At 34.9% G+C, this 11,912-nt stretch carries 19 protein-coding genes; 1 reads left to right on the top strand and 18 read right to left on the bottom strand.

The genetic code is table 11. From position 1 onward, the window contains the following. Window positions 1-63: 63 nt before the first annotated feature. From map to BTM29_RS09290, 3 genes are all read right to left on the bottom strand, one after another. A complete protein-coding gene (gene map / locus BTM29_RS09300; RefSeq protein WP_076616547.1) occupies window positions 64-849 on the bottom strand; it encodes a type I methionyl aminopeptidase in 786 nt (261 codons plus the stop codon). Between the two features lie 103 nt (window positions 850-952). Then, window positions 953-1,474 (bottom strand): GNAT family N-acetyltransferase, encoded by a 522-nt coding sequence (locus BTM29_RS09295; protein WP_076616543.1) that lies wholly within the window; start codon window positions 1,472-1,474, stop codon window positions 953-955. A gap of 18 nt (window positions 1,475-1,492) precedes the next feature. Then, window positions 1,493-1,945, bottom strand: coding sequence for a MarR family winged helix-turn-helix transcriptional regulator (locus BTM29_RS09290; RefSeq protein ID WP_076616540.1), 453 nt, complete (start codon window positions 1,943-1,945; stop codon window positions 1,493-1,495). 216 nt (window positions 1,946-2,161) lie between these two features. On the opposite strand from BTM29_RS09290, the gene relB reads away from it, so the two are divergent. Continuing rightward, window positions 2,162-2,380, top strand: a complete 219-nt coding sequence (gene relB, locus BTM29_RS09285) for a type II toxin-antitoxin system RelB family antitoxin (protein ID WP_076616536.1) — start codon at window positions 2,162-2,164, stop codon at window positions 2,378-2,380. A 462-nt stretch (window positions 2,381-2,842) separates the two neighbouring features. On the opposite strand, the gene BTM29_RS09280 is transcribed toward relB, so the two are convergent. Genes BTM29_RS09280 through BTM29_RS09210 form a run of 15 tightly spaced genes read right to left on the bottom strand, consistent with a single transcriptional unit; the run spans window position 2,843 to window position 11,908 of the window. After that, a complete protein-coding gene (locus BTM29_RS09280) occupies window positions 2,843-3,964 on the bottom strand; it encodes a GH25 family lysozyme (protein ID WP_076616533.1) in 1,122 nt (373 codons plus the stop codon). Then, window positions 3,961-4,251 (bottom strand): holin, encoded by a 291-nt coding sequence (locus tag BTM29_RS09275; protein ID WP_076616530.1) that lies wholly within the window; start codon window positions 4,249-4,251, stop codon window positions 3,961-3,963. The genes BTM29_RS09280 and BTM29_RS09275 overlap by 4 nt, the downstream gene beginning before the upstream one ends. Beyond that, window positions 4,252-4,545 (bottom strand): hypothetical protein, encoded by a 294-nt coding sequence (locus BTM29_RS09270; RefSeq protein WP_076616526.1) that lies wholly within the window; start codon window positions 4,543-4,545, stop codon window positions 4,252-4,254. Beyond that, on the bottom strand, window positions 4,538-4,924 hold the full coding sequence (locus BTM29_RS09265; RefSeq protein ID WP_083685973.1) for a hypothetical protein: 387 nt from the start codon (window positions 4,922-4,924) through the stop codon (window positions 4,538-4,540). The genes BTM29_RS09270 and BTM29_RS09265 overlap by 8 nt, the downstream gene beginning before the upstream one ends. Window positions 4,925-4,960: 36 nt before the next feature. After that, entirely contained in the window at window positions 4,961-5,095 is a 135-nt protein-coding gene (locus tag BTM29_RS09260; RefSeq protein ID WP_083685972.1) for an XkdX family protein, read from the bottom strand. Next, window positions 5,095-5,436 (bottom strand): hypothetical protein, encoded by a 342-nt coding sequence (locus BTM29_RS09255; RefSeq protein ID WP_076616523.1) that lies wholly within the window; start codon window positions 5,434-5,436, stop codon window positions 5,095-5,097. Before BTM29_RS09255 ends, BTM29_RS09260 begins: the two co-directional genes overlap by 1 nt. Before the next feature lie 12 nt (window positions 5,437-5,448). Next, window positions 5,449-6,678 (bottom strand): hypothetical protein, encoded by a 1,230-nt coding sequence (locus tag BTM29_RS09250; RefSeq protein WP_076616521.1) that lies wholly within the window; start codon window positions 6,676-6,678, stop codon window positions 5,449-5,451. A gap of 13 nt (window positions 6,679-6,691) precedes the next feature. Further along, window positions 6,692-6,967 carry a hypothetical protein gene (locus BTM29_RS09245; RefSeq protein ID WP_076616518.1) on the bottom strand — a complete coding sequence of 92 codons (276 nt, stop codon included), beginning with the start codon at window positions 6,965-6,967 and terminating at the stop codon, window positions 6,692-6,694. 2 nt (window positions 6,968-6,969) lie between these two features. Further along, window positions 6,970-7,554: a phage tail-collar fiber domain-containing protein gene (locus tag BTM29_RS09240; RefSeq protein ID WP_076616515.1), complete on the bottom strand. Its 585-nt coding sequence runs from the start codon at window positions 7,552-7,554 to the stop codon at window positions 6,970-6,972. After that, a complete protein-coding gene (locus tag BTM29_RS09235) occupies window positions 7,555-8,349 on the bottom strand; it encodes a putative phage tail protein (protein WP_076616512.1) in 795 nt (264 codons plus the stop codon). Next, window positions 8,342-9,490 (bottom strand): baseplate J/gp47 family protein, encoded by a 1,149-nt coding sequence (locus tag BTM29_RS09230; protein WP_076616509.1) that lies wholly within the window; start codon window positions 9,488-9,490, stop codon window positions 8,342-8,344. Before BTM29_RS09230 ends, BTM29_RS09235 begins: the two co-directional genes overlap by 8 nt. Next, window positions 9,480-9,839, bottom strand: coding sequence for a DUF2634 domain-containing protein (locus tag BTM29_RS09225; protein WP_076616507.1), 360 nt, complete (start codon window positions 9,837-9,839; stop codon window positions 9,480-9,482). The genes BTM29_RS09230 and BTM29_RS09225 overlap by 11 nt, the downstream gene beginning before the upstream one ends. Further along, on the bottom strand, window positions 9,832-10,200 hold the full coding sequence (locus BTM29_RS09220) for a DUF2577 domain-containing protein (RefSeq protein WP_076616504.1): 369 nt from the start codon (window positions 10,198-10,200) through the stop codon (window positions 9,832-9,834). The genes BTM29_RS09225 and BTM29_RS09220 overlap by 8 nt, the downstream gene beginning before the upstream one ends. After that, on the bottom strand, window positions 10,173-11,225 hold the full coding sequence (locus BTM29_RS09215; protein ID WP_076616501.1) for an XkdQ/YqbQ family protein: 1,053 nt from the start codon (window positions 11,223-11,225) through the stop codon (window positions 10,173-10,175). The genes BTM29_RS09220 and BTM29_RS09215 overlap by 28 nt, the downstream gene beginning before the upstream one ends. Next, the gene (locus BTM29_RS09210; RefSeq protein WP_076616498.1) at window positions 11,222-11,908 is read right to left on the bottom strand and encodes a hypothetical protein; all 687 of its coding nucleotides are present in this window, start codon (window positions 11,906-11,908) and stop codon (window positions 11,222-11,224) included. Before BTM29_RS09210 ends, BTM29_RS09215 begins: the two co-directional genes overlap by 4 nt. Between the last annotated feature and the right edge of the window lie 4 nt (window positions 11,909-11,912).

The following is an 11,912-nucleotide window of genomic DNA, read 5'->3' as shown; positions in this document are numbered from 1 at the left end:
AGCCCATTGGGGCTTATTTTTTTACAAAAAAATTCTGAATTTGATATTCAGAATTTTTAATAACTATAATAAATATTTTGCATCCATTTTATGATCACACGATGTCAAAATTTTAGGACCATCATCAGTGATTACAATAGTATGTTCATATTGACAGCTTAAACTGCCATCAACCGTGCGAACAGTCCAACCGTCATTTTCATCTGGTTCACTGCAATCAAAACTACCCACGTTGATCATAGGTTCAATAGTAATTGTCATGCCTGACCTTAAACGTGTCCCGTGACCCGGTCTGCCATAGTGTGGCACATCCGGTGCCTCATGCATCGTAGGACCAATTCCATGTCCAACATAATCACGAACAACTCCGTAACCTTTATTCTCAGCATACTCTTGAATGGCAAAGCCAATATCACCAATGCGATTACCAACAACAGCCTGATCAATTCCTAAATAAAGTGACTTCAAAGTCACATCCATCAATTGTGAAACCTCATCTGAAGCTTTACCGACAACAAAAGCATGACAAGCATCACTTAAGTAGCCCTTGTAGTCAATAACCGTATCAACCTTGATTAAATCTCCCTCTTTAACAAAGATATCCTTACTTGGACAACCGTGACAAATCATGTCATTTACACTTATACAAGTGGAATACTTGTAGCCTTCAAAGTTCAATTCGCCCGGTGTGGCACCGTGTCCAACAATATATTTATAAGAAAAGTTGTCGATATCAAATGTTGATTGTCCGATCTTTATATATGATTCCAATTCATTGAACAATCCAGCCAAGATATCCCCTGCCTCTTGCATCCCTTGAATCTCTCGCTTCGATTTTAATGTTATCATTCTTTTTCTCCAAAAAATAATTTTGTACTGCCTCTCCAAATGTCTTTTAACTCATTAACTATATCCACTTCACACGTAAAAAACAACATACTAAACTTAATAACTATTTATCCAATTGCTTCAACAAAATCAAATCACGTTGTTTGTCATTGCCCAATTGAAATACATGATCACGTATCTGTTTGAAACCCATCTTTTTATAAAATCCTTTTGCTGCTTCATTGTGCTCCCAAACACCTAACCATATTTTGCTTCTATTCGATTTAGCCGCAACTTCAAAAGCATACTTAATCAGTGTAGAACCAAATCCATGTCGCTTGTATTCTTTAAGTATATAAATTCTTTCTACTTCCAAAGAACCAGGTGCAACCGAATCAGACTGTGCCTGATCAATATTGAGCTTAAGATATCCTACAACCTTATCATCAGACATCAAGAACCAAAAAGTCGTTCCCGAGGTATTTATTTCTGATATTAATTGATTTTTTGAGTAGGCATTATCAAGATAATCTTTCATATTTTCACTAGTATTATCAGCCCCAAATGTATCCTTGAAAGTTTCCCTACTAATTTCACATAATTCACTAACGTCATTTACCGTTACACGTTTTATTACAGTATTCATACTTATATTCTCCCTTATTTAATATTCTCGTTTATTTCCATCTTTAACATATTTCCAACTATGATTAATATTTTTTTTCATTTTATTTAACAATTTACTTAATTCCAGAATTTCAGAATCCGTCATACCGTCAACCGCAATTTTAGTTGAATAATCATTTTCACGTTTGACAGTTTTATAGACCGATCTTCCCTTTTCAGTTGGCAACAAATGTTTAATTCTCAAATTTTTAGCATCATTTTGCCTAGTAATAATATTTTTCTTTTCTAATTTTTGAACTGATCGAGCCACAGTTGCTCTATCCACATTCAATTGATTAGCCAACTGTTCTTGTATAATCCCCGGTTGCTCACAAATACGTGCCAAATATAAATATTGTCCACGTGTTAAATCAATATCAACAAATTCAATATTTGCAATCGAATCTAATGCGCGGGCTATTGTTCCGATTGTTCTTAATACATCTTCCATGCTTATTTGCTCCTCTTATTACACTTTTTAGAGTATAAGCCCATAATGTTGCAAATGCAATATAATGATGAAATATAAATTCTTTATTTGTCCTTTAATTATTCTATATTAATGAGATTAACCACGGTATGTATCGCATTTTATATTTCATAAACTATTTTTTATTGCCTGTGTCTCAGTTGCATATTACAATGTATTATATTAAGAGGTGGTAATATGGCAATTACATCTGATAGTGAAAAAAACTGGCTACAATATATGGCTGATTTCTACGGTATCAGTCTATCTGAATTGTTAAAGAACTACTCCATAGGTCGACTGGAGAATGAGTATGATCAACATATTGCTGATATATCACATAAACGTTGGGTTAAAGATGGCAAGAAAATTGTATCTATGGACGATATAATTCATGAATTTGGTGATCATTCATGAATTAAAGTTAATTAGATAATAATAAATAGAATGATAAAAAATGGCTTAATATTTTGCACGTAATTATTTTCTAAAAAAAAGACGTGCAAAATAATTTCAAAAATAGGCGACGTGCAAAACTCCGTGCAAAACGTTATTACATTCTCTTGGTTTCTAAGCAAAACAAAAAAGTAGAAAGGCTGATATAACAGCTTTTCTACTTTTTATTATACGAACTTTTGTTCTCTTTTGTTCTTTTAAAGGAGAGTACAAGCTCTCTATTATAAATAAGAAAATAGTATTTTTGAGAAAACCTTACTATACATACAATCATTACTTATTCTATTTTTTAGTTTATATCAAATCACATAAGAACTATAAAAAAATGTGCACAAATTGTGTACATATACATAAGCAAAAAAAGAGCAGTCAACCTAATGAAAATCAGATTGACTGCTCTTTGAGTTTATTTTTGTTAATCCTTTATACAGCGTATCCAGAACCCTGCATATACTTAACAGGAATATATTCATCAGTAGCAACTTTATAACACCAACCAATATTGGGAATATCGACCAATGTATCGTTAGTTGCCCATTCTGTTCCACCCTTAAATGTCTTATTACTATCACCAACGGATTGTCCTTTATAATTATAAGCCAAGACACCATAGTCGGAACGATAGTTAATAACCACCTTATTCTTAAATGTCGTAGTTGATTGAGGCAATAAAACGTTACGCCCAATTACAAAATAAGGTTTCATATTAACAACCTTGATAGAATTAGATACCCAATCAGTAGCACTAGTAACGTCAGTTCCACTATTTGCATTACCATAATTATCATAAGTAGTGAATGCCTTATAGTTGTTACCTTTGACAGAAACAATATTATTAATCGTCTGCCGTGGATCTACCTCAGCAGCTTGGCCACCAGTATAAAAATCATCATAGTTTTGAGAAACATCAAAATTGCCATAACTACCTGCAAATTGATAAGTACTTCCCCATTGCCAACTATGATTGCCTGAATACCAGGACTTCCCTGAGGCGTTATACGGATATGAAGCAATCCAACCACCACTGTTCACATCCATCTTGTTGCCGAGCCATGAACTCATAGTGTATATGTCTGAACGATATCCATACTTAGCAACTTGCTCCATAAAGGCTTTATTATTGGCATTATTGGTCGCTCTTGATAATCCACTTTGTTGCTCAGCTTCAACATCAGTAACTAATACAGCTCCAATTGGTAGTCCATCTTGTTTGGCCATAGTAGCAGCATAGTTAGCCTCAGATATCGCACCCGCCACTGTGGTATATCTAGCAAAGTGATAACCATTAATGTACAGACCAGCAGACTGGGCAGTAGAGATATTATTGGCAGCCGTGTAGTCATGATAATAAGTACCTTCAGATATCTTAGTGATCACTGCCTTGACCCCATAATTGTTCAACATGTCCTGAAAGTTTGATACAGTCATGTAGCCATTGTGATTAGACACATCAACCATATCCGTTCTAGCAGCTTGAACATTAGTAGAACAAAAAAATAGACCTGCAATAAGCAGACCTACAATATAAACTAATTTGCGTTTCATTCTGAAGTACCCCCATCATTTAAGAATCCTTGAATTCCATCAAACATTCCTGAAGTAAAACCACCAACCAATAGACCTGCGATTATAGCCTTACCCATTTCACTATCATGAAATACTACTGCAATCAAAATTGAAAATAATAATCCTAACACCATTGAAATAAATGGCATGTATTGTGTGCTAACCTTACCTGTATTCTTAATTGCGTTCGTTGTTACATAACACAGAATTGCAATAGTCAACAGTTGTGTCACATCAATCAAATTTAATCCCTCTATAATGTTCATTTACTTTTCCTCCATTAAATCGAACTTTTCATTTAAATTTCCTACCTGTTTAGTAAGCGAATCAATAATATTACTTTGCTTTTGAACTTGGTTATTTAACTTAATAACTTGTTCCTTCAAGTCATCACGTTCCTGAGTTATCTTGTCTAACCTGTCAAATAACTCTTGAGTGTGATCAGCGTAGATACTTTCATTACTACCTTTGTTTTTAGTTCGCTGCAACCAAACGCCAAATATACCCGTAACTGCACCACCAACCACAGCCGAAATAGCAACTCTAACGGTATCAATCATTAGGATTACTCCAAAATGATTCAAACAAAATTCTTACAACTATAAATAAAATAAAAATAGTAGTGAATTTTGGCATAAATATGGGAGATGTAAAATCATGAATTGAAAATATAACAAGGTAAAACGTCCAAACAAACAGAAGTACAAACGTGATTACGTCTTTTCTAGAATGATGTAATACATCAAAACATGAGAACATCGTATATAAACCAACAATTATTAACGCAATGGCAAATGGCGGGTCATCTACATTAGTAATAAATGGTGGTGTGGATGGTGGTCTATCAATAAAATTACCATTAGAAATAAATAGTAACCCCAAGGCAAATGTTTCCATTCCCGTAAGGAACCAAAAGTGATTCTTCTTTAAATATTTCAAATTCCATCACCTCAATCAAAAAAGCTAACCAAATGGCTAGCTTTCCGTATATTCTTCCCCAGTGATTGTCTTATATTGATCAGAATTGATATTGTTCCATTTAACAAAATCAGCAACATCAGTATTCTTGTATACATTCATTTGATACATTAATTGAATTGCAATAAACATTATTTAGTACCCTCTTCCGTATTAGATATAGTTGCATCATTTGATGCAGTTGCTTTCATATATGCACCAAAGGCTGTTGCTAAACTTGCTACTTGAGCAGCGGTCTCACCGACTTGTTTAAGCGTTGCTGCACTGACCGAATTAGCTTCTTCTTCTGGCGTCATACCTGTTGCAATGTGAACTAACTTGTTGTCTGAGTTTCTTATTGTCCAATCAAACTTATTCTCATAGTTAAAGGCTGGATTATCATCAACGATAATCCAGCCTTCTTTTTTATATTCATTCTTTATAAAATTTCTTATATTACCATTATCATTTAACTCAATTGTTATTTTGGACATTAGTTTACCTCCCTAATATGTTGACACATCGATAATACTTAAAGTATATATATATTTAGCACTAGTAATTGATGAAGTTACAATTACTTTGAAATCAATATTTAATAATCCACTTTCAATAAGTAAATTCGGATTAGAAGAATAAGTTACAGATGTAGGGCCCTCTGATGGGGATATATCACCTGTTTTCACGTTTTCTACATTATCAGAATTTACTTGATAAGTATGTACCTTGGTAGCGTCTGTTAAATCATTATAAGAAATTTCAATCTGTCTATTAAGTAACAAATCATCTCTTTCTACATTCAATACCTTGGGAAAAGTGAATCCCATTTCTGAAAATTTCAAATAGGCTCTTCCTATCCAATATTTGGCAGAAGTGCCAGTTCCTTCTGTCATCATAATTTTGGGATTAAACGTAATCTGCAAACCTGAAATATTTGAGTAATCATCATTTACAAATTTAAGTGGAACGTCCCCACTTACATCACCGCTCATTAACGACATGCCAACCGGTAATTGTGACACTGCCTCTTGAGCTGAATAAGTATTAACCATTTCACAAATAATATCATACGTAACGCCTGTAATTCCTGATGATACGCCATCATTTGAATATCCCTGATTGGACTTAATATCCATGCTCTTATTAGCTTTAAATGTAAATGTAATACTTGGAGAAAGATTATTACTTAATCCTAAGTTCTCACCTACACCATCCAACTTGATAGTAACAGGAACATCAACTTTAAAGGAACTTGCCTTAATTGTTATAGGTATTGGTGACTTAGTTGTAAAGCAACTATTCTTTGCAATATTTTTGGGATCATAGTTCAATTCAACAGTCGATACAGCACCTTTTACTCCCTTTGTAATGACAGTTTTCTGCAAAAGTACTCTGAATTGTAATCCATCACCAACCATATTCAACTTATTACCAACATCCTTTAAAAAAGTAATATTAGTTACTTTGGTTGGATCAGTTTTAGTGTTACTTAATAGATATCTACCTCCAACTTCTCCTTTTTCAAGTGAACCAGGATATATATCAGCACCAACCGGTGGATTAGTATCCGCAGCAGTAGGATTGGTATCTTTCCTAAATTGTTCTAAATCAAGTGACGAACCAGAACCCGTTGGCAATAATACTTTGACATTCCCATCTGAATCTTTATAAGTTCCAGACAAAACAGAATGTGCAGCAACATGTCCAACTAACTCCAAATCATTTTTAAACTCCATTAGTCCATTCCTCCTATTCTGTTATTCCATTTAAAAAAGTATTCATATCTTTAAGCTGTTTCAATAGAGCCGTATCAGTTATTGAAGCGTTTGTATTTGCGTCAACAACCTTTTTATTAATTGCATCATCCACCTGATCCTTGCTATAAACCACCGCAGATAAATCTACTTGCATATCTGTGCCAGCCTTGATTGACGAATATGTACCATCAAGTTTTTTTATTTTAACTGCTGCAGGTAATTTCACAACTATCTTTTGAATCAAATCGAAAAATTCAGTTAGTTTCATATTTATTTATCCTCCAAAAAATTACTCATGGTTGTTAACTGTGACAACGTATCTGAACTACCAATAACATCATCAGTATTAATTTTATTGACCCTATCATCAACATAGTCCTTAGAAGCCATCCCAGTAGGATCAACCTTAACAGTGACATTTTCAGTTCTTCCAACAACGACGTAAATAGTAAATCTGAACTGAAATAAGACTTGTTTAGCAAAGTCAGGCATACTCTCTGGATCAATTGCCGTATTTATTGCATATAGTATCTCAGTATCACTACCGTCTTCTCTTGCATATAAACCAATTGCATTGATCACATAGCTCTTATTAATACCGTCATTTGTAAACAAAATCTCGGTTCCAATAACAGCATTTGAATTAGGAACATTCTCTGTTTGATTCTCAATCGAACCAGCCTGAGCCTCGCTAGGCAAAGTAGTCAAAGCCTGTAATTCTGATTCTGACTTACTGGATAAATCAACTTCTGTTGATGCTGCACGTGTAATGACAAACTTTGTCTTACCATTTGCAGCACGGCTAGCTAAATCCAATCCAGTAGCGGTCAAAATTGTTTCATTGTATTCTGCCATTTATTCTTTCTCCTTTAGCTCAGTATTTATTGATATCTGTGGCTTAATAGTTCCAAAATAACTAGTTTCTTCTAATTCTGAATCACCTCTCAGCAAGGCTCTAGCAATAGCATGAGCATATGCTTGAGGATTGGATTCGGATGCATAGACCGTTAATTTAGACTTCGCAGTTGAAACAAGTTTGGGTAGTGCAAATGCTGAAGAAACCACTCCAGGCTTTATCCCACCGCAAAATATTTTAAATTTAGTATCAGAAAAATATTTTAATTTAGGATTCGCACTTGCCAAGGTTGAACTACCCTGTGTTGCACCAAAATATTCATTTAAATCAGCGTCTGACTCCGAATTAACAATAATTTGAAAAGTGAGATTAGCAGGCAAATATACGTTTAATAGATATATCAAACGTTGTATTTGAGCCTTACTAATCTCACTTTTTTTAGCTACCGTCTCAACATGCCTGATTGCATATTCGACATTAATCGAAGTAGGAATATTCAAGGTATGTAACAATTCTTTAAAATACTTCAATGTAATTGGCTTAGGTGGCAGCATTCGCATTAACACATTATATTGTCGCGTCTCTAACGAGTCATTAGAATCAGGTTCGATACCTAATTGGTCCTCAAATATTGAAATACCCGATAAATCCGTTTGTGTAACAAATTGATTTAACAAAGTTCTCATAACCAAATCATCAAACTTAGTGAAGTCAACTTGTTCAGCAGCCACCAGTTTTTGCATCTCGTACACATCATCGTAATAATCAGGTAAATAATTTTGAAGTTTAACCATCTAATTTCACCTCACCCATGATTGGAAGTTGAGATATATCATTATTAAATATCAAATGAATATCTTCATCCCTACCATTCAACTCAGGAATAGAAGCATTCACTACACCCTCAACCTTCATAATTTCAGATAGAATCTTCGACCGATACAAAACTAGATTGTATCCTCTACCAGTCACCTTATTGACGTCGTCCCATGAAGAGCGACACAACTCAAAATACTTACTAATTATGTCAATAATCTTAGGTCTTAAAACATCCTTATCAGAAATTGAATCAATCTCTACTTTAGTTGAAACATCAATACGAATTTCTTCCGGAGCTACAACGGTAACCATGTGATCAATTGGAGCCAGACCATATCCCAACCCGGGTGAATCAGGTGGGTCAATCTCATTTTTAACTTGTGTCAGCAATTCTTTACTAGCAGCACGCAAATCATTATCTAAAATAACCAATTTAACCGTGCCACCACCATTCCACACAGGATAGACCTGTGCACCGCCAACAATTGGAATCTTAGATAACATATCCAAATAATCAGAAATGTTACCACCGTAAGCAATCCAAGAATCGGAAGCCAATAATCTCTCACGTAAGTGATCATCAGATTCATCATCCCGCGCCGGAACAGTCACCTCAATCACTTCTGCCCAAGATAATACATCGTTAGGCGTTACTGGCAATATTTGACCCAAATATCCGTTTGAACGCGTACCTAGTTCTTCCGCTTCCAGAATCCCAGTTAAATTATCATTAATAGCTTTAACTTTATAAAATATAGGATTATCGCCCAGTGAAGCAAACCTGTCACCAATATCAACATTATCAATTGGATTCCCTTTTGAATCTAGAAACTTAGCAATAACTTGTGCAGCAGTCGCCAACTGTCTAGAAGTACCATGTTCACCCGCTCGATAATCTAAAAATTCATTATCTGCCGTTTTGATATAAGACTCTCTAACCAGCGTTCCCATAGTCAATGATTGGTTGGCCATCAACATTGCTGCAGGAGCTAAAGCATCATAAATAATTGAGCCCTGGCGCTTGTCAATGTCGTCAGGAACTTTATCCATCATCTGCTTAAGATAATAATCAAAGTCCCTTGATTCAATTTGGCTTGCTAAATTTTCAGGCGTCACTAACACTCACCTCACTTTCAATTGGAATATCACCATAAATAGTTGTGCATGATCCACTTACTAGCAAGATAGTTCTATCTAATATCTCAATGTCATCTATCAGCACACTCAAAATACGACTGTCAGATAACAAAGCCTCTTTAACCATCCGCTCTACTTCAACGGTCGCATAATCAAATGACTTACCGAATAATTCAAAGAAATCATTACCATATTGATTATCGTAAATTGGATAAACAAATCTTTCAGTCTTCAAAATCTTATCAACCGCTTGAATCATAGCCTCGTGTCTATCAAATTTATTCAATATTCGGCCATTTTTAACTTGATAGGTCAATGTTTTATCCATCAACATCCCTCCTATCCTTACTTCTTTCTAACACATAAAATTGTTGGCCACCATCAAATCGAATCATAGTAACCTCATCATCAACTTGAAGTGAACCGTCAATCTCAATTGCTTCTGATACATCAGGACGGGTACCGGAAGCCTCACCAATAGAATCAAAATGAGACAATACCCTAATATGTTCCTTATGTTTAGTAACCTGTCTTCCCAGAACTAAAAAAGACTCAGACAAAATCATTTGATTAGATGTCTGAATCTTTAATGGATCTATACTAATTACTTTTCCGTAAACAATATCGGAGTAATCCGATTCATTACCACCTTTACTATTCATTAATTCGAGGAGCTGTTCTCCAGCCATGGTTCATTCACCTTCATTTCCAAATTACAATTATAGTCACTACCAAAATTGTGAGTTGCTTTAATAATTGCCGTGTTACCAACGTAGAATCCAGCCTTAGACAACTCACTGATTTGTAAATTAACCGAATTACCCGCAATCAAAGAGGTATTACCTAAACAATCCAGACTCAATGTATAAGTTTCTCTATTCTTCTCCTTGAGTAATTCATCAGCACGTTGCTTCATTTGAGCGTTATTGGCCTTGTCCTTGGCATTCTCAACAATCTGCAACTTACCCCAATCCAAAATATCATGAGCTTTAACATCAGTGTAAGCAAAACTAGTAGTCTTAGGGTCATCACCAGCCGATTCAGAATCTGCAGTAGCTGTAGAGGTAGTCTGTTGTGATTCTGATGAATTCTTCTTAATAATACGAACCGAGTTAGCAGCATCATCAATCGATTTCTCAAAAGAAAAATCAGTCAACAAAGACTGATCACCAATAATAATATCTAGATTGTTATAAGGAGCCTTCCGCAATTCAACAACATCATAATTAGCAAACACATAGTACATTTGATTGGTGGCCTTTTGAGTTGAGTCAATTCCTGACTTCAACATGTCGAAGTACGTCTTAGAATCTGCTACTTCAGCAGCCAGTTTATAATCAGAAACATTAATCACCTTATGATTAATTTCAGCCATCTTACAAACAGTATCGAATCTATCGGAAATAGTAGAAACTGGCCACACAAACGAATCTTCATTTTTTAAATATCTCATCTTATCGTATGCAGTAATACTAAACTTCTTGTCTTTGAAAGTAGTCTTAAAAATATAACCAAAGAATATCTTCTGTTCGTCCCACTGGAACTCAACTACATCACCACTTTGAGGATAAAATGAACCATCAAACAACAAATCAAAAGTGAATGTTCCTGCAGCAAAATTCAAATCAGTGACCCATTTAATATTGCTGGCCAAACTTGAAACATCCCAAGTATCACCACTATTTCTACGACCAATAGTAAATTTAGTGATCATGCTGACTTCACGTCACTTTCTTTGACCCAACCACGTGCACCACCATCTAAAGTAACAACGTGATATGGATATGATGAACCAGGATTAATCAAAGAAATCTTCCTAGTGGCATTCTGTTCAATCAATCCCAAACCATTGCCAGCACTATCACGATGTAATTGCCCATTAACAATCACAGTTGAACCAATGCCAACTTTATTAGGCGGAGTAGGTCGAGTTGATTCACTTATAACTGATTGTTCCTTGGTAACTTTTTTGGCCAAAAACGGTCTATATTCCTTCAAAGTTAATGTATAAACATACTCACCATCATAACCATTTTTAAAACCATACTGAAAACTTGAAATAGTTGCTTTAAATGAAATTTTTGTCGAGCTGATGACTAAACGCATCGGCTTTTTTGATTCCTGAATATTAAGCAACCAATCAATATATTCTTGAGCACTACCCAACAGATTCTGTGCCGAAACATAATGCTCACTAGATGGATCCAACGGCAAAGTACTTTGGACACTAATTGACCTTAACTTTGAATCCCCAATCAAATTAACCTCACCTAAGCCAGTGACAGTTTCACTTTTATCATCAGTTTCAGCAGTCAATTCAACCTCGGCAGGATTAATCGGCAATTCAAATGTTTTATTCGCATCATCAGTTATATAGATTCCCAAATGATTTCCCATATTA

Origin of the sequence: Companilactobacillus allii, assembly GCF_001971585.1 — a bacterium.
Classification (GTDB): Bacteria; Bacillota; Bacilli; order Lactobacillales; family Lactobacillaceae; genus Companilactobacillus; species Companilactobacillus allii.
Note: the sequence above shows the minus strand (reverse complement) of the source record. Positions and strands in the feature narration are given on the sequence as shown.